Genomic DNA, 22,680 nt, shown 5'->3' with positions numbered 1-22,680 from the left:
CGGTAAATGAGTTAGCCCGCCGGTGTCATCGCGTATCGCCCAACAACTCAGCCCCCTTACAACAGCGGGCTAAACATGTAAAAGAACTGCTCGATCGGCTTATGATAAACGGGTCTTTGTTGCCAGGCTTCAGCACTAATGCGGGTCGATTGCGCCAGATAATGGCGGTGTAGCGCATGAATGCTCGCACAAAACTCGGGATCGTCGACAGTCAGTGTCAGCTCAAAATTAAGCCATAGGCTGCGCATATCGAGGTTCACCGTGCCCACGAGGCAGTACTGCTCATCCACCAGCACAGATTTGGTATGCAATAAGCCGCCCCCGAAACGGTAGATTTCTATCCCTGCTGACATTAAATCCTCAAAAAACGAGCGGCTCGCCCACTCCACCATCAAGGAATCATTTTTCTCGGGAATAATCAGAGTGACTGACACCCCACGCTGCGCGGCCGTTTGTAAGCTCACCATCAGCCCTTCACTTGGCACCAAATACGGGGTGGTGATCACAATGCTCTTCTCTGCTTGATGGATAGCCAGCGTCAGCACTTGTTGAATCATCCCTTCTGGCAAGCCAGGCCCAGATGGAATCGCTTGCACCGCGTGATTGGCGTGTTGGTGATCTTCAATCAGCAAACACTCTGGCGATGACGGCAAGTCGCGTAGCCCAGTTTCCACCTCCCAATCCCATGCAAACACACTACTTAAAACGGGCACCGTGGGACCCGAGACTCGCACCATCACATCCACCCACTGACCAACTCCCGCGTCTTGTTTGAAAAAGCGCGGATCCACCATGTTCATCGAGCCCGTGTACGCAATATGATTATCAATGATTGCTATCTTGCGGTGTTGGCGAATATCGAGGCGACGAAAAAACATCCGAAACGGATTTACCGCAAGGGCTTCAATCAGCTCTACCCCAGCTTCACGCATCGCATGTGGCCATTCACTGCGGAAAAAAACCYTGCTCCCGGCAGAGTCCAGCATGATACGCACAGAGATCCCACGTTTGGCGGTATCACACGCCGCCTGCGCAACCTCGTCAGCATGGCCCCCTGGATACCAGATATAAAACACCATATCGACGCTTTTCTGCGCCTGACGAATATCAAGTGCTATTGACTTCAGAATATCAGCGGGCTCGGTCTGCAACGCCAGCTGATTACCGGTGAGCTCCGGCACACCAATTCGGGCGTGGCAGAGGCGATTAACATGGTGAGACTGCTCGCTAATGTGCTGAGGACGATGTGCCGGGCACGCCTGCAAACTGAGCAGCCATTGACGRTATGGCTCAAACATCGCTTTCGCGCGCATTGCACGTGTTTTACCGAGGTTCAGCTCACCAAAGAGCAGATAGGCAATCACCCCCACGATCGGGAGGATATAAATAATCATTAACCAAGCGATCGATACACCCAGCGCGCGACGCTTGAATACCACGCGGACTGTCACCCCAGCAATGGTTAACCAGTAGACCAACAGCAACAGTAAGGTCACGATCTCGTAGACTTTTTCCATGCCTAATTGCACACCTTAATAGTAACTGACGAAAGCCTGTTCTCTCGCCTTCTCTATTCTGCCTAGCTTGCCAATCGGTGCAAGCCATGATTTGTCTTTAGAAAAAGACACGCGGCGGAAAAATCGTGACAGCTAACACACCAACATGATGCTAAATACATTAGATCATGCATGTTAACGTGACCCAAAGCAGTAATGTTAACAATGTGTTAAATCAATAATTGCAGTAGAGAAAGCCACTGTGATACTCACTAAAGGCAGCGGATTACCCTTACTAATGACTAAGAAGTATTCACGCGGAGAGAGAATGTGGGGAAATACAGCCATACGGTGGTATTACATACGGCATGATCTTCAAATTTTACGCATAAACTGGTTTACTGACGAGTCTTTATAGAGGGAATGACTTGCTTTAATGTGTAATTATTAGTTTACACACTGAGCAAGCATCTGACGGGCACAACTGAGTATGCGCCCATAAAAATCAATCAATTATCGAATACAATATCGAGTAGGTATGGCAAACACACAACGCGCACAATTTTCATCCCGATTAGGGTTTATTTTGGCGGCTGCTGGCTCAGCCATTGGGCTCGGCAACATTTGGGGCTTCCCCACGCAAACAGCCTCAAACGGCGGCGCCGTTTTTCTGTTTATTTATTTGCTGATGGTCTTTGTCCTCGCGTATCCCCTTTTAATAGCAGAACTCACTATTGGACGCTATGGCAATGCCAACCCCGTTCGCTCACTGTCAGCGGTATCCGGCGGACAAAAATGGATTGGTCGGTTACTTGGGTTAGTCGGCTTACTCGGCGCGACTGGCATTTTAAGCTTTTACACCATCGTGGCCGGTTGGTTGGTGGGCTATATGGTCTCACCCTTGCTTGCATTAGCAGGCTTTACCGATGCAGCCGCCTGGTTAGAGTCGTTTAGCGAAACCCGTAACCTCGCATTGATGCTGTGCTTTATGGTGCCAACGATTCTGGTGGTCCGTAATGGTATTGCTAACGGGATCGAGCGTTGGTCTTCACGTTTAATGCCCGTCCTCTTTTTACTGTTCGTGATCATGGTGATTTACATCTTGTTCCAGCCCGGCGCGATGGAAGGGCTTAAGATGTACCTGATCCCAGATATGTCGCACCTCTCGCCGGGATTGGTCGTGAGTGCCATGGGGCAAGCGTTTTTCTCACTCTCGCTGGGTGTGTGTGTGATGATGGTGTACGGCTCGTATTTGTCCAAGACCGCCAACATCCCTAAAACCGCTGCACAAGTCGCATTGCTGGATACCGGCATCGCCTTTATTGCCGGGCTGTTGATCATGCCGGCGATGTTTGTTGCCCAACATAATGGTGTGGCGATTTACAGCGAGGCAGGCGCGCTCCTCAGCAGTGATACACTGGTGTTCAGCGTCTTGCCTGCCATGTTCGACACCATGGGAACAGCGGGCATCTTTATCGGTTTTGCCTTCTTCCTGCTGATGGTCATTGCCGCCCTCACTTCAGCCATCTCATTGCTAGAAGTCCCAGTGGCTTGTGCAACCGAGGAATTCCGTCAATCACGAGAGAAAGCGGTATGGTGGATTGGCGGCCTTATCACCATTGCCTCGGCAGTGATTGTTTACAACTTTGGCGATCTGTTTGGTTTAGTGGTTACCGTCACCACCGAGTACGCACAGCCTATCCTTGGCCTGCTGTTTGCTCTGGTTGCAGGCTGGCTATGGCACCGCAACGAAATCTTGAAAGAGCTGGTGCAAGGTAGCCCTGAGCTTGGCGAAACCTGGTTTTGGAAAATCTGGCCAGGCTACGTTCGCGTTATCTGCCCGATACTGATGCTACTGGTATTCGGCTGGGATTGGATTTAATCCTCAACGCGCCTTGGCATCCCCTGCCAAGGCGCCTACCTTGTGATTTGGCCTCTCACCGCCTTGTCGTTTCTCCTCCCTGCGCATTTGGGTACACTGCGTACATACTTAGCTTAAATACACCTAGTCACGCGGCGGCGTTATGAAACAACTAATTGATTTTATTCCTCTGATTATCTTTTTTGCCTTATACAAATTTTACGATATCTATATAGCTACAGGGGCACTGATCATCGCCACCCTGGTGCAAGTTGTACTGGTTTGGGCCTTGTATAAACGCGTGGAAAAGATGCAAATCATCACTGCCGTTTTGGTCGCCATCTTTGGCGGCATGACGCTATTTTTTCACGATGACAACTTCATCAAGTGGAAGGTAACTATCGTGTATGCCTTGTTTGCCATTGGCTTGGCGGTGTCCGAGGCGATGGGTAAACCGCTGATCAAGAATATGCTCAGCAAAGAGATCACACTGCCAGAACGCGTGTGGCGCACCATTAACTGGGCCTGGATCGGGTTCTTTTCGCTTTTAGCCGGGGTAAATATTTATGTCGCTTACAGCATGCCGCTTGATGCCTGGGTGAACTTTAAGGTCTTCGGCACTTTGATCCTGACCTTCCTGTTTATGATTGCAACTGGGGTGTATATCTACCGCCATCTACCCAAAGAGAGCAACTCAGACCAATAAAAACTTGCCCAAATGCTGTGTTAGCGGTCACAATTCTAATCTTATCCTGAAAAAAAGGGGCTAGCCCCTTTTGAATAAGATGTGAAGAGAGCCATGCCTGACAACAAAAACAACTGCCCCCGCGGCCAACTGCTGCTTCGTACATTAGCCATGCCCGCCGACACCAACGCCAATGGCGATATTTTTGGCGGCTGGATCATGTCCCAGCTCGATTTAGCTGGCGCGATCCTCGCCAAAGAGATCTCTGGTGGACGTGTCGTTACTGTGTCAGTCAACGACATTACGTTTAAATCGCCCGTCAGTGTTGGCGATGTAGTCTGCTGCTATGGGACGTGTCAACGTATCGGCAATACCTCGATCACTATTGAGCTTGAGGTCTGGGTTAAGCCCGTTAGCCATGATGAGATAGGCGATCGCAGCAAAGTGAGCCATGCGACCTTTAATTATGTTGCGATTGATGAAAGCGGTCGCCCTCGCGCCATCAATAAATAACGCGATCAACAAGAAAAAGGGCCTGTTAAATTGCAGGCCCTTCGTGTATCCGCTCGATAAACATCACCACCGGCGTGGCTACGAGACTAACAACCGCTTTAATTGTGCGACGTGCTGATCAAAAAGCAATTTATCTGTTTTCTTCCCACTTTTGGCGATGGTCAGCCACTGCACGCCCGTGTCATCCTGGTGGCTATATTCAATGCGTAGCACGTATTTTGCGCTAGTCAGCAAAGCTAACAACGCACCTGCAACAAAGCCCACGGCAGGTAAGGACTCCGCGTAAGGCAGCTCACCGACCAACATAAAAAATAAAAAGCTCGCGCTTAGTATTCCTAGCCCTAACATCCTCAGCAGGTGATCTTTCCACGTGAGCTCTTCAACGCTGGCATCAACAATATTGTGCATCGCGTAACAGTCATCATTCACACATAAACGGGTTGGGGTTTGTTTTATTACCACTGACTTTCTCATGCTTATTTCCATATCAAGGTGTGTGAGCCAGTCACACTGTCACAAGGTTCATTCCACTGTGGCGATTATTATGTCTATTTTTACTAACAGGGCGAGCACGACTAAACGCAAACGTGACCCACAACACTGAACACTTAATACGTTCCGTGTTAACTATTTATACACACGCCTGCTACGCTCAACACAGTGGTGACTTTGTAGATAATGGACTATCGGCATGACCATCCTAACCGGGATCCAACCTGAACTTGATAGACACCAGCTCTCTGAGCTAAATGTCGACCTGCTGTCGGCTGTGCTACGCGGTGCAGACATGCTGGTCAGTGGTGATGATAGACTTGCCAATATTAATCACTTGCTCGCGGAAATTGGCGCGGTGACGCAAGTCAGTCGTGTGTGGGTGTTTCAAGTATTAGCGATCAGCGATACCGATATTTTGCAGGATTATGTCTTCGAATGGGCAAACGAGAAAAAGTACGCGCAAATTCGCCTCCCCCATTTTAATCATTTCAGATCTAGCCTCGCGCACCCCGAATACCGTGAGCTGATAGAAAGCAGACAGCGGGGCGAATACCAAGCGGTCATTACTGATCAGTTACCCTCGTCTTGGCTCAAACGCTACTTAACACAACAGCGCATTTTATCGATGTTAACCATCCCCGTCATTGTCGATAATAAATGGTGGGGAACGCTGGGGTTTGATGATTGCGAGCGAGAACAACAGTGGTCAGAAAGCGATGTGACCTTGCTGCGCGCGACGGGACATCTGATCGCTAGCACTGTGCTAAAAAACGAGCTGTTTTCTAAACAACGCCAAATAGACATCATTAAAGACAATACCCACTGCAGCACTTGGCAAGTGGATGTACAACGCGGCATCTGCTGGTGCTCGTCAGAGATCATCGGCGACAGTGGCATTAGCAGCATTCGTGACTCTCGCACTTACACCAGCCGGCACTGGCTGCGCCGCATTCATCCTCGGTATCGTCGAGCGTTTTTCTCACGGGTGCGCCACTTTTTATCTCCCGCTGGCAACGAGCTAAAAATGGACTTGCAGGTTCAACGCGACAATGGCGAATATACGTGGGTAGAAATCACCACCAATAACGGTCCTAAAAATAAGCCTCAAGGTGTGGTCGCCGGTGTAATGTGGGATATCAGTCAGCGTAAGGCGGAAGAACAAGCATTAATGCGCCAAGCCACGACCGATCCGCTCACACAATTATACAATCGTCGTCAGTTTGCTAGCGACCTTGCTCGCTTTGGCGACAAAGCCCGTTACCGACATCAACCCCTATCCCTGCTTATTATTGATATCGACCATTTTAAACGCATCAACGACAATTACGGCCATATCGTTGGCGACAAAGTCCTCGAAGCTTTCGCGTCTTTGCTCGAAGCGCACCTTCCTCTGCACAGCAACATTTATCGTATTGGTGGGGAAGAGTTCGCTTGTCTGTTGCCTAATACCGACCAACAAGCGGCGCAACACTGCGGCTCTAAGCTATGCGAAGCAATTTATGATCACCACTCGATTCTCGACTATTCCCCCGCTATCCGCGTGTCCGTGTCAATTGGCTGTGCGGAGTTCGACGCCGCCATGCTAGATGCTAAGTACCTCTACCAGCATGCCGATGACGCTTTATATAACGCCAAACTCTCTGGGCGCAATCGGGTGGTCAGTTACGCTTAATCTTGCAGGGGCTTTTTCGGTCAGTACACTGACCTCACCCACCGCCGTTATTCAGTGACGACGGTGATTTGCTAAACTACAGGTAACACTCTAGGTTTTATATCCCCCTCAAGGAGCTTCTATGCCAGCTCGCCCGGACTTTCTCGACAACCTCTCTCCTCATCACGGCAAAGTCGTCCCTGGTGTACTGAGCCCAGAGACACAAACGGCTCTCGCTGCCAAACTTGACGCCATGCCCAATGGGCAAACTTGGTATGCCGACATCTACAAAAAGGCGATCTATGGACCCATGGTCTTCCGCGACCCAGATCTCAACATCGCTGACACTATTGAGGCACTGCTGCCAGACTATCGCATTTTGGCCGACTTATATTTGGAGAAAACGGCTGAGGATCAAGGCTTTCCTTTCCATACTGATTTTGACTCAATTGGCTTTATGGAGCGGCCGGAAGATATGCTCACGGTATGGATCCCGCTGACGCCAGTGAAAGAAGCTGGCTCAGGTCAGTTATCTATCGTGATGGAAGAAGGCGCGGTGCGCCTATCGCTAATCCGCGAAGCCAATCAATTGCACTCACTGGTGCGCATTGCCGACCCGTCGGTGCCCGAGCACCCGCCATTTCAAATCACCCAGCAAGAGTATGACTATATGGAGAAGGGCAAAGTGACCCCTGCGTTGGATGCAGGTGATGCGCTGCTTTTTTGTAACGCTTTTTTCCATAAATCAGAGGACGTCTACCAAGGAAAACGCGCCGCCTACATCATGCGCTTGGTGCCTAAAGATGCCAAATTTAGCAAAACGCGCCTGCTGGCACTGAGAAAACTCGGACAGAACCTGGCGGTGGTCGAAGAGTTACTGAAAACGCACTATCCAGAGGCGTTGTAAAACTTAGCGATCCGCCGGATGGTGGATCCCATCCATCACGGGAATATTCTCCAACTCAAACGGATTGACGCCATCTAAGCAGGCAATATTGAACCCAAACTCACTCGGATTGGAGCGACGTTGGTGATGGGTGTAAATGCCACAGCGTGAGCAGAAGTAGTGCTTAGCCGTGTGGGTATTAAAGGAATACACACTGAGTTGTTCACTGCCAGCAACGACACGTAATTGTGCAAGCTTGACTGAGCCAACAATGGCGCCGCGGCGTCGACACATCGAGCAATCGCAGCGTCTGGGGTTTTCAATCCCATTGGGTAACGCGAGGGCTAACACAACCGCTCCGCAGTGACAGCGTGCCAAGTGTTCGGGTTGGATGAGCGTTTGACCGACTTGTTTTATCATGCGCTTACCTGCTCAGTTTCATGATTATCGAGTGGATAGACTTTCTTAAAACGCTCTAATACCAAAGGAGATTGAGTTTTAAACGGCACGCAGAGTGCTTGACCCTCTTGCTCAAAAAATGCCAAGTGTGCCTGCCGCCACCAGGCGTAGCTCTTGTCGCCTTCACCTTCCGCAGCGGCAAATTCAGCAGTCACTTGATCAAATGGGCACTCGCTCACTTCAGTCACCTTGATAATACAAACCGGCTGCTGCGCCCCGTTTAGCACCACGGTTAAACGCCCTACTTGCGGGTAAGGTTCGTTTTCTATCTCGTAGCAAGCTTTTAAGCTGCACGATGCGCGTTTTATGCCTTGGTCAATCAAACGGGCGCATTCGTTAGCATTGTATTCATCCGCGCAAAAGTACTCGGCAATAGTTTCAGGCACGGCCTGACGTTCTGCTTCACTTAAGGTGGCAAGGTAGGCGTTTAAAAATGCCTGTTGTTCTGTATTCATAAGCGTCCTTGTTTATTCAATCATCCAATTGGCGGCGCCAGCTCCCGCCTCCTGAAAGCGAAGTTTTATCGGATAGGTGTCACCACAGCCTTCGACAATCCATAGCTCCCGCCAAACCCTTGTGCCTACCTCGCCTGACGGCATTTCCCGCACGTAAGGTAAAAATTCCTTTGGCTTCTCACAGCCTTGGGATGCCACCGTAACCAGCACCCCTGCCATCGCATCTTGGATCAATTTTTGATTAGCTAGCGATCCTTCTTGGATCGCTCCTTCTGGCAGCGACTGCGCCATCGATGAAAAAGAGACCGCCAAAGCCCCAAACACGAGTAAAGCCCGTAGCCAATTAGTCATACTCAAAAACGCCCTTAAAAATGCATCATCAACAATCTAATGGAGGGTTCTAAAGACAACATTTAATCTCCATGAATATCAGCCACAAACGCCTCTCCCACTCATCATATTTCGATAACCCCACCAATGCGTATTGGGTCGTTGCCGCTACTCATAGTTTTGCCAGTATTTGAATATGACTGTGAGCAACAAAGCCTAACGACTCGCAAAGGCGTCGAGAGGCAATATTTTCCCGGTTGGCACGATATCGGGCGACACGTCCCCTCTTTTCAACCTCTTTGACCCACCTTGAAATCAGTGCCTTGCCGACACCACGCTGACGGCATTTTGGTGTCACTAAGATAGACAGCGATTCAAAGGGCTCGACACCACAATCGTAATGATCACGCAGTGGCACCACCAGCAAGCGAGAATGGATGCTCGCTCCTAGCACTATGAACCGGTCCTCTCATCAGAATGGTCTGCTATCAAACGGCCGAACTCGTCTGTAAAGGCGGTTTTGGCCTCGTCGAACGAGAGCTTGTGCTTCTTGCGATGAGCGGCTTTCTTGCGAGGATTCCAGTCAAAGATAAGACGACTCATGCATTACATTGTAGGTATTATCAACACCGCTAACGCCCAATTAGCACTGCTCAAACTGAACACCTGTGGCTAAAAAGTCAAAATGGTGTTCCGTCCTCGTCTTCTGTTGCATCTAATTCGGTAGACGGCTCAGGAGCAGAAAGAGCGCCTTCAACCGGCATCTGCTCCCACATCTCATTCTGATGGAGCCAGATCGGATCAGCATTTTCCTCAATGAACTGATCTATAGGAATACCATCCGCGGTTGGTGGCCGCTTTATTCTGACTTGCTTGCCATTCATAAAAACCCACTGGTACTTCCTTTGCCGCTCTGCTTTCGCGGCTTTCTTTGCTCTCTTTTGAGCCGGAGTGAGCTTTTTCTTAACCTTTGCCATATCTGAACTTTTTGGTGCTAACACCTGCCATAAACGGCCGCGTGAAACGAGGTCTGGCGACAGAAGAAACGCATTTAATATGCTTGGTTATGTGCTCTACTACTCTGCGACAAGCTTCTTGACCCTAAGGTCTTTACGGTGTTGCTCAGCATGCCACAGTTCATATTGGGACTGCTGCGTTAGCCAGCTCTCCGATGAGGTATTAAAAGCAATAGAAAGCCTAATAGCCATTTCCGGACTAACACCGGCTTTGCCATTCAAAACGGCGCTTAACGTTTTCCGGCTCACCCCGAGCGCCTCCGCAGCTGCTGTAACAGATAGGCCAAGGGGTTCTAGGCAAAGCTCTCGTATGACTTCACCGGGATGGGGAGGGTTGTGCATCAACATAGGGGTACCTCAATGATAGTCTTCGTAATTCACTACCTCGGCGTCTCCATCCTCAAACCGAAACGTGACGCGCCAGTTATCGCTTACCGTCACAGCCCAGATTCCCGACCGGTTGCCGGAAAGTTCGTGGAGCCTTAGGCCCGGCAAATCCATATCTTTGGCGCCGGAAGCCGCATTGAGCCTACCGAGAATAAGCCGAAGCCTCTTTGCATGAGCGGTTTGGATCCCTGCAGTGCAGCCGGACTTGAAGAATTTCGCCAAGCCCTTGTGTTTAAAGCTTCGAATCATCTCCTTGTTGTAACCTGTAACGCATCAGGTGTCAATGTGCATAACGCTGCGTTCACTGGCAAATTTGCCAGTGAGCGCCTTGTTATGGCATGACGCTATTCGCAGACATACCAATTATTGGGGTAGTCCCAAATTAAAGTTGGCTGGAACCCATTGACAGTAAAACGAGCATCCCTTTTGTATACAGCTTGAGCTACATTAATTTTTACTTTTTCATCCGTTTTGTCTTCTATGTATCCAACATAAACATGATCACCACGATCAAAGTCCTTGCATATTCTTGTGCCTATTTTTGACGCTAGAACTAAATTTCCTTGCTCAGCTTGCTTTTTAAGCTTTTCTTGTAACGTGCGCCATTTTTCTTCTCTCTCCATTTTTAATCTTTGTGTAAACTCAGTCGGAGATTCAAATCCAAGTTTAGCCGTGGAAATATCGAGCCAACTCTGATTTGAAATTTTTGAGTTTTTTTCATACGCCAAAACACCGATGTCTTCACCTGCGCTACAGAAAGCTGTGCTTGATTTCTCTCCCACCATGCCCGCTTTACCAATAGAAACCTTATAAATGGGCGATTCAGAAATTTTATCGCTACACCAACCATTTTTATAGATTCCGCCGTTGGCACTGCAATGGCCATTGATAAGACTCTCAAGTTCTCCCTTCGTCGAACTCGAATCTAGGCACCACCAACGTCTGAACATTCTATATTCGTTGCCGTCCACAATTCCTGGATTCTTCCCTGAAGGGTCGAACAACTTATATGGACTAATAAGTCCCGCTTGCGATGCCTCATAATATTGGCTCAGGGTATCAACTATGGATGAAGAATAACTTACCGTCGGCTTTTTCGCAGCCATGTTTACACAGCCAGAAATTAGTAATATGCAAGACAATAAAACTGTGTATTTCAATTTAGAACTCCTTTTTTTGCCATAACGCCCAATTAAGGTGTGAAGCACGCTACCACTACACTCAATTTGAACACCTTAATCACTAAAACTGACTCGACCTAAAAATGCCAAGCGTGCTGAATGATGTTGATCCACTTTAACGGACACGTCTTTCGTTAAGTACATTGTTTTTCAAACGCTATCGGCGACATATAGCCAATGCTACTGTGTAACCGTGTTCGATTATAAAAGTACTGAATATATTTTCTGAGCTTCTCTCGTAAGTGCCTTAAGTTAGCAATCGGTGCATCTTTGATTAACTCGCCCTTAAGCGATTTAAAGAACGACTCGACTTCTGCATTATCCGTACATTTCCCTGGCCGATTCATGCTCTGCTCAACACCGTGTTCCGCCAGTAAATGTCGCACCCTATCCGCACAATACTCGCGCCCTCTGTCGGTATGAAATAGCAGTCCCCGTTTAGGCTTTCGGCTAGCGAGTGCTTTGACGATGGTGAACATCGTCAAGTTTGAATCAAGTCTGTCGCTGAGCGCCCAGCTAAGTACTTTTTTTGAGTAAACATCAATCACTACCGCTAAGTAGCCCCATCGGTTTCCTACTTTTATGTAGGTAACATCCGCGGTCCATTGTTGATTGATTTTGCTCGCTTTTTCTTGTTCTAAACGTCGATTGACGAGTCCTTTAAAGAACGTCCGACTCTTTTTCTGACGACGGTAAACACGGTCCACTCTCGCCTTTAAGCCGGCTTCTCGCATCAAGCGGGCCACACGCTTACGACTCACTGCGAGACCTTTTGCCTTCAACGCCGCATGGATTTTAGGACTCCCATATCTGCCTTCGCTTTTACGGTAGATGAACGCTATCTCTGCGCCTAGCTCACTATCTGCGCGCGCGTGTCCTGACTGTCCGCGGCTTAGCCAATCATAATAGCCACTACGAGWCACAGAAAGGTGCCTACACAGCTTCTTTACTGAGTAAACATCACTATATTGCTTTACAAATCGGTAGGCTTGCGCCTTTGTTCTGCTTGAAAGCGTTGCCACTTTTTTAAGATATCGTTCTCCTCTTCAAGCTCCGTGATCCGTCGCTTGAGCGCCGATAACTCATCCTTCGCCTTGTCTGGCTTCACTTTATTTTTTAGGGACTTGACCATACCAAACTCTCCATCTCGATACGCTTTAGGCCATTTCGATAGCATGAATGGATGGATATCAAGCGCCTCTGCAACCGACTTCACTGTTCGATGCGTCTCATAGCTCCATTCAACCGCTTTCAGTTTGAAGTCTAGTGAATATTGCGCTGTCTTTTTACCCGTTTTATAGGCTGGCATACTGACCTCCTCAGGTCGTCGATGCGTGTCCAGTAAAACGGATCAAGTCCACTGTCGCTCTGCCGCTGATTGTTAGGGCTCGTTATTTCCACCGCGCTCAATTACCAACCTTAATCGCTTGCTTCTTTTTGAATGGGACTGTGATGCCCATACCATAAGGTGCCCTTCATGAGCCATTTATTGCAATGAAAGATCTTTATCGACTCTTTCTTGTGGGATAAGGCCTGTCCATTCATCTCCTGGCTGGATAACGCGCGGTAGTGGTAAATTATCATTTGGGTTAGGAAATAAAGCCGCATGGCTTGGCTTTCCCAGCAATCTCTGAGCAAATGAATCATAGAACTCGATACCAACCCCCTTAAGAGTTGTTGGACAACTTCCGGTATTTGAAATAGTAATAGAAACCCAAGTTTTACCCTCTCGGGATGGATCTCCGAGTACCTGCATATTTGGAGATAAAAGCATTGATAACTTGGGGCCGTTGCTTATCCATTTAAATACGTCCCAAACTAGCACTATCGTTGCGACTAAGGCACCCCACCACGCAGCGATTTCACTTACACTAAGAGCCATATATTTTGTTCCTCGAACTCGGTGCCCTAACGCTTCAAGCTGCGGCTGCGAAGCAGTCCGACAGTCTTGACTTGTTATGTACGGCGCAGATAGTTGTTAAGCTCTTCAACCAACTCAAGCGCTTCATTTTTTGTAAGATAAGGTACTTTTATAGTTCGAGCCCAAAAGAAACTTTTACCTGTTTTTGAGCTAACCTCAGAAAAAGGCATAGCCAACAATTTATTATCTTTGCGGTTCGGTATAGGAGTTAAAAAATCCACATCTCGATACAAAGTTTCGCTGTCTGGAGCTTTGGCCTCACCCTTGACTTTTGCGGCAGCTATTAGGCCACACCATTTGTGCGAAAAGAAAACAATATCTCCCACATGAACATGATGAACGAACCTCTTCGCATCGCCATATGCTTCAAGACGACTATTATCCATCATTGACCAAATAGAGTTTTCATCCCAACTACGATTTGTGTCGAATAGCACTCCTTTCACATCACTCGGATTTTTATGTTTATCATATGGAAGAGCAAAAAACTCAAAGTACTTTTCTCCAGAAAGTTCGTAAACTCGATATGGCAAAAAATCAATAGATATTCCATTTTTCTTCCAGTAATCTACGGATGATATTAATGATTCATCTGCTGCACTACCGATAACCAATAGGTGTTGCTTATTGTTTATTTCTTTTGGATCTAATTGATACTCAAGATTAAAAGCCTCTCTGTGAGCTTCAACTAGCGACATTTCACTTTTGGTATATTCTTTGAACTTTCTTTCTAACTTTTGGTAGCTCCATTGGCCTGCATCTTGTGCATACCTYAGTGCTTGATGAACAGCATCTTGAGCAGCTGATGCACGCTTTAACTCAAATATAACTAATTCACCACTTTCATTAAGTGCATATATATCAGCTTCTGCTTGCCATTGCCTTTCCTGAAAAACAGGCATTAACCTAGCATCCTCAAACAATACATCTAAAATACTATTTGCAATTAAGTTTTCTAAATCTTTCTCAAGCTTTCCGAAACTAGAAAAATCTTTGAACTCTACGGGGTCTAGCTTTTCAAATACGTTAGCTTGTTCTTCTATTTTGTAGAGCATCTCAACATTCCTTTTAGTACATAACGCCCCAATCACGCGCCCAAATTGTTGGGTGCTTTTTGGTGATACACTGACGCGAAGCGGCAATCACCCAAAGCCGTGCGACGACTTGGGTCGCCTTGAATTGGTTTGTTAGTTTCATTTTTTAAGAACAAGACATTGATATTGCGCTATTCTATTTAAATCCGCCGTATATTGCGGAAACTCAGATTGTAACAAGCATAGAGCATCAGCAAATGTGATTTGATGCAAATTTGACGTGTAATCAAAGATTAAGCAATTTATACGTGATTCAAACGATTCTATACCCGGCTCAGCCTTGCATTGCCCCCATATGACTTGATCGATTTCATCTTCGGGGTCTTCCAAAGGACTATTGGCCTGAACATATAAGTTTGACAGCATTGCTTCATACAGTGATGTTGATAACTGATCTTTGCAACGTAATAGCCAAGCCAAAGTGATCAAGTTGTGTCCAAAGAAACCAAACTGCTCAATACAAGATGATAATACATCTGAGAGACTGGCCTTTACTGGCACTGGTTTCGAGTTAACGTTATCTATATTTGAAAACGTAGACGTAACGAACTCTGTAAAACGATTAAGAAAGGCTGGGATCTGATGTTCATTCAATTGCCTATAGACACTATTCATTGCAAGCAATATCGTCACATGGTGGGATAAGTATTCGTTCGCAGATGCTGCTTTGGTGGCAAAGTGGCGAAAAACCTCATCAAAACCTTTGTTTTGATACCACTGAAAAGTAGCTTGATAAGCTGCGGGATAAATACCACGATTCAGTATACTTTGAATACGAAAGTCTTGTAATGCTGGTGCTTGAACAGATTCCTCATATGTAGGCTGTACCAAAACTGCATCATTAGCCATTAAAATAGACGTATGAGAAAAAAGTTTGTCATTTTCACCAAAACGTTTAGCAAGGAAATTTGCTGATAAAAATGCTTTCAACGCATGAGGTTGATGAATGATTGCCCCACTATGTAAGGCTTGTTCTAACAATTCCGAATCGTTCATATGTCTTCCATGAAACTAACGCTAAGAACAGTTGCAAAATATATGGCACTACATTTTGCGAAGCAAAATTCGTGACATATATTTTGTCAATTGCTTCGCCTTGTTACACATCATACGGTATGAAGTCTTATTTACGTTTCAAATTATCATTCCACTGATAACAATAAATCCATACTTCTTTGGCTATAAAGCATATTCTTAATGCTATTTACATCTATTCGTGCTGCTATTAGTTTGTCTGCTGCCTCAGCTCGCCATACTAAATCACCGGGTTGTTGAAATGTAGTTCTTAGTTCTCTAACGACATCTAATACATGGGAAGCCCACTCTTTAAAATCATCCAATTTCCAAAACATAACTGCGTTTAAATGAGGGACTCCTCCTTTTTTTACCTTCGAAACTGGCGAAATCAAAACTGGAATAATTTCAAAATTATCCGTTGAAAAACCGTCTACATTTGCTTGAATCCAATTAGGATGTGTGGCAACTTGCCTTGCTTTAGTTGCACATAGTGTATCTGACTCGGCATTAGCATGATCTTCAAAAACGATGCATAAATTATCTAATTGCCACCAAGGATCAGGTGATGCATCTTCTTCTACCTTATATGCTTCAAACCCTAAGTGTTCACCTAATAGCCGATGGGCTTCTTCAAACTGTTTTGCTGAGTTCAGACCTTCTCTAATCAACTTTTCTCTTTGGGTTAACTTCCTATCATGCATACACCCGAAACCAGATAAAAGAGATTCTATACCCTCAATTTGTTTCATCAACATAATATCTTGTGCTTCACGAACCGGATCTGAGCTAGTAGCATATCGAGTAAGCCCCACTGACCACGGAATATCTTTTGCTGCTTTCTTTGCTCTTGTAAAATGTTCTTTTGCCTTTAATGATGCCCTCGGGTAACCTTGTTTATCTGCCATATATGCAGCNGATAAAAGAGATTCTATACCCTCAATTTGTCTCATCAACATAATATCTTGTGCTTCACGAACCGGATCTGAGCTAGTAGCATATCGAGTAAGCCCCACTGACCACGGAATATCTTTTGCTGCTTTCTTTGCTCTTGTAAAATGTTCTTTTGCCTTTAATGATGCCCTCGGGTAACCTTGTTTATCTGCCATATATGCAGCAGAGCCAGCAAGATATTCCCACATAGCTCTATAACCACGTAATTCTGGAGACGTCAAGAAACCTAGAATCCGTTCAGATTGACTGAGAGCTTCTTCAAAATCAGAAGACCATAAAGCTGTCACATAATCAATTTCTGATGAAACACATTGAGATAACTCTGAAATACCCGGAAATTCTAGTTTAGTTTTATTTGTTCTAATTTCTACAATTTCGTTATTTACATCTTCCCAATCTTCTCCATTTTCAATAAAAATTTCATAGTTTTCAATTAAATCATCAAAACTACTATCAATGGACTGCTCAACACCAAACTCTAATTCTGCTTGAAGTTCAGGATGAAAGTATGTCCTTCTTGTTCTATCAGCAAGGAAATCAACAAGAGCATTTCCATTAACAACAACTGCAGAGTAATCTTYTAATGATCTCGTACATCTTCCGATAGCCTGAATAACTCTTGTTTGTATTCGTTCGTTAAATAATATATTAGCCCCAATCCTAGACATGAGAAATTGTTCTTGAAAATTAACGGTCTTAGGTAAACCTTCGATTACTAGTAATCGACATTCATCCCCAGGGAAATCAATTCCGTCATATCTATTTGCTACCACTGCAATAGCACTATCTTTATTAACGAAATTGCCTTTAGATTCTTCTATATCACTAGCACTAAACACCTCAATTGAAGTAGATGTTTCGACTTTTTCTTTTATCTTTGTTGCTTGAGGRTCACTAGGAACTAGCACCAAGCTCCTATTAGACATTTTAAATAATTCAATATTCAAGTCTGAACATTCTTGTTCGTTTAATGACAAGGAGGGAAAAATAAAAAAACGTCTACCGACACCTTGAGTATCCCATCCATCTGGTGTTGCTAACCGATATATATTTTTACGCCCAACAAGACGTTCTAAATCGCCGCCTTCTCCCAATGTTGCAGACATATAAATACGTTGTTTCGCATTAGAAAATGCTGCATGAGCCCATGTTGGAGGTAATAAAGGCCTTAGAAGAAACCCCGTAGAAGACATATACAAGTGGCACGCTTGTAAATTAGCTCTAAGCATTGACCATGGATATTTTAATGAGTTACTTTCCGTATATTCATCTAATATTTCGATTAAATCTTCTTTAATAGTTTCGAATATAGGAGTGGGCAATTTGTCTACCCATCCTTGATCAGATGGACTTTCCCATTTGCCAGCTAATCGTGTATAACTTGTACTATCAAGGTAAGGTTTAACTAAAGAACAAAGAGCTGCGTGTGTTGCTGTATGGTCACTATTAAAACGCTCAACTTCTAATGACCACAATTTCGACACATAATTTTCAGCAGCATGTGCATCATCAACAATGACGATATCGGGATCATCGAAGAAAGGTTTTGTATTAAATACACTACTATAGGTCGTTATGGCTACAGCTAATCCTTGTTTGTATTTAGCAACATCACTTGGATTATATTCTGCTTTTTTTCCTGTAAAGCCAAGAACTGTTAGCCCATATTTACTTTCAGCTTGCTCTACAACTTGGTTGACTAGTTGTCGTGTCGGGCATAAATAAACAATTTTTTCATTGTATTTTCTACGTCTCCACTCAGCAATCAGTAACCCAACTAATGTTTTGCCACTACCTGTTGGTAATTGTAGTGCAACATCAGGTTTATTTACTGCTTCTTCGGCATAACGTTGCATCATTGACTGTTGGTGAGGGAGAACATCGGGGAATTTTCTTCTAGGTAACTCCCTAAATAATTGATCTGGACTACCAGCAGCTACTTGCTTGGTCCCTTTTTTTTTAAATGCCATATCTTTTTTGTCCTTCCAATTTTGTTCTCTGATAATTAGCAGCTAAACCTAATTAATATTGCTTCAGGATTTGATTATGATGTATAACGCTTTTGTAACGCGCCACTTTTAATTTGCTGCTTTTCCAGAAAAGTGAAAGTGGTCGCGTTGACATACTTGTTAAAAGTTGTCACGGCTAATCCACGAAGCCACAGCGAACGAATATGCAACGACATCTGACCCATGAACACGCTTTCCTTCCTTCAGCATTCTCGTCACATCAAGCACAATCTGATTTCCATCAGCTATTTTCCCAGTCATCTGCATAATAGTAGTCTCAAAGCTTTTCATTAATTGTGGTGTTGACATCATTCTCTTATGATCTTCCGCCGCTTCATGAGCAATATAGTTTCTAGCTTTTCTTGCCCCATGAATTTTTTCTTCCACCCAATCGGGTAATCCATGCTCGCCAATAAGTAGCTTTATCTTTGCATGTAAAGTACCTGAATTGACTAGCTTATATATCTCATAAGAGAACTCACTCTCCGATTTTTCGATATCAAACAAATGGGCCAAAGCTCTACAGTTTTTTTCGAATTCAGTAGCGTATGCCAAAGCTCGTCCCAGCACAGCATAAACTGCATCAGATTCTTCTGTTCTCTCTGGCATTGGCAATAGTGGATGATTCATAGACTTTTAACGCCAAATTAAGTAGTGAGCAACACTGCCACCCACCTAAACCATTGTGCCGTAAACACTAAAGCTGATTCAAACCGAAAGTGCCAAGCGTTGCGAATCTGCTTAAATTTATTGTTAGATTTAAAGACTGTTCGCTTCTTCCGCGAGTGTTATGGCGAGTTTTTCACATTTAAACTTCATATGCCCACCTACACTTGGGGTCACATCTAAATCTAAAACTCTCGATTGGTCGCATTTCAGCGGAGAAACACCGATAGCCGGTATTTTCGATATCACGCCTACAGGGAAAGCATACCGCAAAATTAGATCATTTGAAGAGTAACAATTAGTTATACATAAATTGTTATGTTTACTTAATAAGTTACACCATAATTCTGTTTTGTTTATTACTGCCCCAGCTAGCAAGTAGGCATGATTAACACGACTTGGAGTTACCTTTTGGAGTGTATGACAAATAACCTTCGCTCCTAAAGAATGCCCCATTAATATACAACCGTCATACTTGCTCTCACTATTTATTATCTTGGCAAGCTCCCTGCTTGCATTTTCTGTTTCAAGGAATGACTTTCTCCACCGATAACCGAACTGTGATAAAGTAAACGTCACATAAGCGAGTGTGGCAGGGAGGGATATTGCTCTCAATGCTGACGTTGCGGAAAGTGAAGCTAACATCAGAGCCCTTTGAGTTAAATATTTCTGAGCAACGCTATAAATTGCTTTACCGCTTAAATTGTCAATCATCTGATTTATTATATTTCCGGATTTCCACCTAACTAAAACAACTTCGCTATCAGGGTAAAGCTTGTTTACTATTGGCATCCATTCACTGGAATCCTTTGCAGTTTCAGAATAAAAACCATTAATCAAAAATACCGTGGGCATTTTGCCTTCTTTTACTTTTTCGACACTGATAGTAGTAGAGTCATTACTACCTCTCCAGCTATCTAAGTAACCTGTAACTATATCAATCATCATTTTCCTTCGATGCTCAATTTAAATCTAACGCCGGCGTAACGGGCCGGTTTGTGGAGCGGCAGCGGAACAAAGCGGTCCCGTTGACGCACTTGTTAACTTTTACCCAAAACATCCAATTCGTCTTCTGGGTAAGCGGTTAATAAACCCCACATACCCATAAGACACGGACTTTGTCATAGTACCTTTTTAAGCGGAGGTACCATGAAACAAGCACAAAAACGCGCGCACTGGGCGGCGATTATTGAACAACAAAAGCAAAGCACAGTGTCCATTAAGCAGTTTTGCCAAGACAACGCTATTCCCTATCAAACTTTTTATTATTGGTCNGTAAGCGGTTAATAAACCCCACATACCCATAAGACACGGACTTTGTCATAGTACCTTTTTAAGCGGAGGTACCATGAAACAAGCACAAAAACGCGCGCACTGGGCGGCGATTATTGAACAACAAAAGCAAAGCACAGTGTCCATTAAGCAGTTTTGCCAAGACAACGCTATTCCCTATCAAACTTTTTATTATTGGTCGAAGCGATTACGTGAACACCAACAAGCTCAAACCGTGCAGCCGGTTGTGGTCGACGCGTCCGGTCACTTACCAGGGGCGTCCGTCGTGCTTGTCTTTGCCAATGGCATTCGAGCCGAGTTACCCGCCACGCTCAACGCCGCACAAATCAAACACTGGGTGGATGCACTGCAATGACGCCTTCTGGCAAGGTATTCTTGGTCTCTGGCGTCACCGACATGCGCAAGTCGATTGACGGTCTATCATTGATCGTGGCCGAGCAGCTTGAGATGGATCCCTTTAGTGAAGCCTGGTTTATTTTCTGTAATCGCGGTCGCGATAAGCTCAAAATCTTATTCTGGGATACCAATGGGTTTTGGCTGTATTACCGCCGCCTCGAAAAGGGCACCTTCAAGTGGCCTCGCCCGAGCCCTGACGGCGTGATCACTCTGAGTAAACCGCAACTTCACTGGCTCCTATCGGGACTGTCACTGGAAAACAGTCACGGGCATCATCCTTTAAAGGGACTAGAAGTGTGACCCATGACAGTGATCATCATATTGCCCTTGAACGATCCTTTTGCGCCGTCAAACTTGTTGCCATTACACGGTAAGAAGATGACGCCCAATGACCGACCTCCCTGATGATATCGAGCAACTTAAAGCCATGCTAGTGGCGAAAGAGGCATTGCTGCATGACAAAGAGGAAGAGATCTCGGCGTTAAAAAACCACGTTCAGTTATTGATTGAGCAGTTAAATCTGAGCCAATCCAAACGCTTTGCCGCACAAAGTGAAAAAGTGGCGAAAGGCACTTTCAACGAAGCCGAGCAGCAAGATGCGTTACCCTCTGCGCCTAAGGCGCGACGTAAAACAGGACGCAAACCCCTACCTGCTGATCTTGAGCGTGAGGTGCACACCCATACCTTAAATACCCCCTATTGCGCGTGCTGCGACGTACCCTTACACGCCTGTGGCAAAGAAGTGAGCGAAACCTTGAAAATCGTGCCGCAGCGGGTCAGTGTCATTCGCCATGAGCGCACCAAATATGCCTGCCGCCAGTGCGAGCAAACCGCTGAAACCAGCCAGGTAGTGACCGCACCGAAGCCAGCTAGCATGATCCCCAAAAGCCTTGGCAGTCCAGAGGCGTTTGCCGCCGTCGTGACCGCCAAATATGTGGATGCACTGCCGCTATATCGTCAAGTTGATATGCTGAACCGAGCGGGTATCGACATTAGCCGTGCCACTTTAGCCAACTGGTGTGTGCAGCTGGGCAGCAAAGTTGACGTGATTATCGATACGATGAAAGCACAGTTAGCCAGCGAGCCACTTATCTGCGCCGATGAAACCACGGTGCAAGTGCTCAAAGAAGCAGATAGAAAAGCGCAGTCGACCTCTTACATGTGGGTGTATCGCAGTGGTGAATTTACCGACCACCCGGTGGTGATTTATGATTATCAACCCAGTCGAGCCGGCGCGTGTGTGCGAGCGTTCCTGGGCGATTATCAGGGCTATCTTCTGTCCGATGGTTACAGTGCTTACGATACCGTTGACGGTGTGACGCAAGCAGCGTGTATGGCTCATGTTCGCCGTAAATTTACCGATGCGCAAAAGGCGTCGCCCTCGAAAAAAGCCGGCAAGCCAGAAAAAGCGCTCACCTTCATCAACAAGCTCTACGGCATCGAGCGACGCGGGAAACACTTATCGGCCGAGGCCCGGCAACAACTCAGACAGCAAGAAAGTCTGCCTCTGTTAAATGACTTTAAACGCTGGCTTGATAGCATGCATGTGTTGCCCAAAGGCGCCTTGGGCCAGGCCATCACGTATGCGAAAAATCAGTGGCCCAAACTGCTGACCTATCTGGAAGATGGCCGCATTAGCATCGACAACAATGTGACGGAGCGAGACATCCGTCCGTTCGCCACAGGGCGAAAGAACTGGATGTTCTCGACATCTGTCGGTGGAGCAAAAGCGAGTGCTAATCTGTATAGCTTGGTGATGACATGCCGTGCCAATGACATCAATCCCTATTATTACTTCCGGCACCTGTTCGCTGAATTACCCAAGCGGTCGCCATCGGACGATATGTCAGATCTGATGCCATGGTGTGTGGATCTCAGTGATGTCGAGTAGGCGTTCACCGGTTTATTAACCGCTTAC

At 45.8% G+C, this 22,680-nt stretch carries 27 protein-coding genes; 9 read left to right on the top strand and 18 right to left on the bottom strand.

Translation table 11 applies throughout. The annotated features are described in order from the left end of the window. Window positions 1-56: 56 nt before the first annotated feature. Window positions 57-1,517, bottom strand: coding sequence for a cardiolipin synthase (gene cls, locus BZG14_RS12220; protein WP_077608855.1), 1,461 nt, complete (start codon window positions 1,515-1,517; stop codon window positions 57-59). Window positions 1,518-2,034: 517 nt separating this feature from the next. On the opposite strand from cls, the gene BZG14_RS12215 reads away from it, so the two are divergent. The 3 genes from BZG14_RS12215 (at window position 2,035) to yciA (ending at window position 4,555) form a co-directional block, all read left to right on the top strand. After that, window positions 2,035-3,378, top strand: coding sequence for a sodium-dependent transporter (locus tag BZG14_RS12215; RefSeq protein ID WP_077600435.1), 1,344 nt, complete (start codon window positions 2,035-2,037; stop codon window positions 3,376-3,378). Window positions 3,379-3,520: 142 nt separating this feature from the next. Then, on the top strand, window positions 3,521-4,063 hold the full coding sequence (locus BZG14_RS12210; RefSeq protein WP_077458921.1) for a septation protein A: 543 nt from the start codon (window positions 3,521-3,523) through the stop codon (window positions 4,061-4,063). Window positions 4,064-4,156: 93 nt separating this feature from the next. Then, the gene (gene yciA, locus BZG14_RS12205) at window positions 4,157-4,555 is read left to right on the top strand and encodes an acyl-CoA thioester hydrolase YciA (RefSeq protein WP_069362621.1); all 399 of its coding nucleotides are present in this window, start codon (window positions 4,157-4,159) and stop codon (window positions 4,553-4,555) included. A 78-nt stretch (window positions 4,556-4,633) separates the two neighbouring features. Here the strand turns inward: yciA and BZG14_RS12200 are convergent, their stop codons facing one another. After that, a complete protein-coding gene (locus tag BZG14_RS12200; protein WP_077608854.1) occupies window positions 4,634-5,029 on the bottom strand; it encodes a DUF6232 family protein in 396 nt (131 codons plus the stop codon). Between the two features lie 217 nt (window positions 5,030-5,246). On the opposite strand from BZG14_RS12200, the gene BZG14_RS12195 reads away from it, so the two are divergent. Together BZG14_RS12195 and BZG14_RS12190 are read left to right on the top strand one after the other, a co-directional pair. Further along, window positions 5,247-6,722 (top strand): sensor domain-containing diguanylate cyclase, encoded by a 1,476-nt coding sequence (locus BZG14_RS12195; protein WP_077608853.1) that lies wholly within the window; start codon window positions 5,247-5,249, stop codon window positions 6,720-6,722. A 121-nt stretch (window positions 6,723-6,843) separates the two neighbouring features. Then, the gene (locus BZG14_RS12190; RefSeq protein WP_077608852.1) at window positions 6,844-7,608 is read left to right on the top strand and encodes a hypothetical protein; all 765 of its coding nucleotides are present in this window, start codon (window positions 6,844-6,846) and stop codon (window positions 7,606-7,608) included. 3 nt (window positions 7,609-7,611) lie between these two features. Here the strand turns inward: BZG14_RS12190 and BZG14_RS12185 are convergent, their stop codons facing one another. The 16 genes from BZG14_RS12185 to BZG14_RS12110 form a co-directional block, all read right to left on the bottom strand. Beyond that, window positions 7,612-8,007 (bottom strand): GFA family protein, encoded by a 396-nt coding sequence (locus BZG14_RS12185; protein ID WP_077608851.1) that lies wholly within the window; start codon window positions 8,005-8,007, stop codon window positions 7,612-7,614. After that, complete coding sequence (locus BZG14_RS12180; RefSeq protein ID WP_077608850.1) at window positions 8,004-8,501, bottom strand: ASCH domain-containing protein; 498 nt, start codon at window positions 8,499-8,501, stop codon at window positions 8,004-8,006. The genes BZG14_RS12185 and BZG14_RS12180 overlap by 4 nt, the downstream gene beginning before the upstream one ends. 12 nt (window positions 8,502-8,513) lie before the next feature. Next, window positions 8,514-8,852 (bottom strand): hypothetical protein, encoded by a 339-nt coding sequence (locus BZG14_RS12175; RefSeq protein WP_077608849.1) that lies wholly within the window; start codon window positions 8,850-8,852, stop codon window positions 8,514-8,516. A 151-nt stretch (window positions 8,853-9,003) separates the two neighbouring features. Continuing rightward, window positions 9,004-9,285, bottom strand: coding sequence for a GNAT family N-acetyltransferase (locus BZG14_RS15705; RefSeq protein ID WP_198532060.1), 282 nt, complete (start codon window positions 9,283-9,285; stop codon window positions 9,004-9,006). A 226-nt stretch (window positions 9,286-9,511) separates the two neighbouring features. After that, the gene (locus BZG14_RS12165) at window positions 9,512-9,808 is read right to left on the bottom strand and encodes a hypothetical protein (RefSeq protein WP_077608848.1); all 297 of its coding nucleotides are present in this window, start codon (window positions 9,806-9,808) and stop codon (window positions 9,512-9,514) included. Window positions 9,809-9,907: 99 nt separating this feature from the next. After that, window positions 9,908-10,189 carry a HigA family addiction module antitoxin gene (locus BZG14_RS12160; protein ID WP_241824668.1) on the bottom strand — a complete coding sequence of 94 codons (282 nt, stop codon included), beginning with the start codon at window positions 10,187-10,189 and terminating at the stop codon, window positions 9,908-9,910. A 15-nt stretch (window positions 10,190-10,204) separates the two neighbouring features. Further along, window positions 10,205-10,483 carry a type II toxin-antitoxin system RelE/ParE family toxin gene (locus BZG14_RS12155; protein ID WP_077485715.1) on the bottom strand — a complete coding sequence of 93 codons (279 nt, stop codon included), beginning with the start codon at window positions 10,481-10,483 and terminating at the stop codon, window positions 10,205-10,207. A gap of 95 nt (window positions 10,484-10,578) precedes the next feature. Continuing rightward, window positions 10,579-11,394, bottom strand: coding sequence for a hypothetical protein (locus tag BZG14_RS12150; protein ID WP_077485713.1), 816 nt, complete (start codon window positions 11,392-11,394; stop codon window positions 10,579-10,581). A gap of 155 nt (window positions 11,395-11,549) precedes the next feature. Continuing rightward, window positions 11,550-12,437, bottom strand: a complete 888-nt coding sequence (locus tag BZG14_RS12145) for an IS3 family transposase (protein WP_077608846.1) — start codon at window positions 12,435-12,437, stop codon at window positions 11,550-11,552. Then, window positions 12,389-12,724, bottom strand: coding sequence for a transposase (locus BZG14_RS12140; RefSeq protein ID WP_077608845.1), 336 nt, complete (start codon window positions 12,722-12,724; stop codon window positions 12,389-12,391). The genes BZG14_RS12145 and BZG14_RS12140 overlap by 49 nt, the downstream gene beginning before the upstream one ends. A gap of 177 nt (window positions 12,725-12,901) precedes the next feature. Continuing rightward, a complete protein-coding gene (locus BZG14_RS15520) occupies window positions 12,902-13,297 on the bottom strand; it encodes a hypothetical protein (RefSeq protein WP_131825185.1) in 396 nt (131 codons plus the stop codon). A 74-nt stretch (window positions 13,298-13,371) separates the two neighbouring features. Continuing rightward, on the bottom strand, window positions 13,372-14,391 hold the full coding sequence (locus tag BZG14_RS12130; protein ID WP_077485701.1) for a hypothetical protein: 1,020 nt from the start codon (window positions 14,389-14,391) through the stop codon (window positions 13,372-13,374). A gap of 138 nt (window positions 14,392-14,529) precedes the next feature. Next, window positions 14,530-15,426: a hypothetical protein gene (locus BZG14_RS12125; protein ID WP_077608844.1), complete on the bottom strand. Its 897-nt coding sequence runs from the start codon at window positions 15,424-15,426 to the stop codon at window positions 14,530-14,532. Between the two features lie 146 nt (window positions 15,427-15,572). After that, a complete protein-coding gene (locus tag BZG14_RS12120; RefSeq protein WP_077608843.1) occupies window positions 15,573-18,368 on the bottom strand; it encodes a DEAD/DEAH box helicase in 2,796 nt (931 codons plus the stop codon). A 159-nt stretch (window positions 18,369-18,527) separates the two neighbouring features. Next, window positions 18,528-19,037: a hypothetical protein gene (locus tag BZG14_RS12115; protein ID WP_077608842.1), complete on the bottom strand. Its 510-nt coding sequence runs from the start codon at window positions 19,035-19,037 to the stop codon at window positions 18,528-18,530. Window positions 19,038-19,166: 129 nt separating this feature from the next. Beyond that, on the bottom strand, window positions 19,167-20,021 hold the full coding sequence (locus tag BZG14_RS12110) for a DUF726 domain-containing protein (protein WP_077608841.1): 855 nt from the start codon (window positions 20,019-20,021) through the stop codon (window positions 19,167-19,169). Window positions 20,022-20,222: 201 nt separating this feature from the next. Here BZG14_RS12110 and tnpA (BZG14_RS16135) point away from each other — a divergent pair, with 201 nt between their 5' ends. The 4 genes from tnpA (BZG14_RS16135) (at window position 20,223) to tnpC (ending at window position 22,653) form a co-directional block, all read left to right on the top strand. Further along, the gene (gene tnpA, locus BZG14_RS16135) at window positions 20,223-20,360 is read left to right on the top strand and encodes an IS66 family insertion sequence element accessory protein TnpA (RefSeq protein ID WP_443216358.1); all 138 of its coding nucleotides are present in this window, start codon (window positions 20,223-20,225) and stop codon (window positions 20,358-20,360) included. Window positions 20,361-20,421: 61 nt separating this feature from the next. Then, window positions 20,422-20,721, top strand: a complete 300-nt coding sequence (tnpA, locus tag BZG14_RS12100; protein ID WP_077459646.1) for an IS66 family insertion sequence element accessory protein TnpA — start codon at window positions 20,422-20,424, stop codon at window positions 20,719-20,721. After that, complete coding sequence (gene tnpB / locus BZG14_RS12095) at window positions 20,718-21,062, top strand: IS66 family insertion sequence element accessory protein TnpB (protein ID WP_025675503.1); 345 nt, start codon at window positions 20,718-20,720, stop codon at window positions 21,060-21,062. Before tnpA (BZG14_RS12100) ends, tnpB begins: the two co-directional genes overlap by 4 nt. 88 nt (window positions 21,063-21,150) lie before the next feature. Continuing rightward, the gene (gene tnpC, locus BZG14_RS12090) at window positions 21,151-22,653 is read left to right on the top strand and encodes an IS66 family transposase (RefSeq protein WP_077608840.1); all 1,503 of its coding nucleotides are present in this window, start codon (window positions 21,151-21,153) and stop codon (window positions 22,651-22,653) included. Window positions 22,654-22,680: the final 27 nt, after the last annotated feature.

The sequence above is a fragment of the Salinivibrio sp. IB282 genome, from assembly GCF_001995685.1.
Taxonomy (GTDB): Bacteria; Pseudomonadota; Gammaproteobacteria; order Enterobacterales; family Vibrionaceae; genus Salinivibrio; species Salinivibrio kushneri.
Note: the sequence above shows the minus strand (reverse complement) of the source record. Positions and strands in the feature narration are given on the sequence as shown.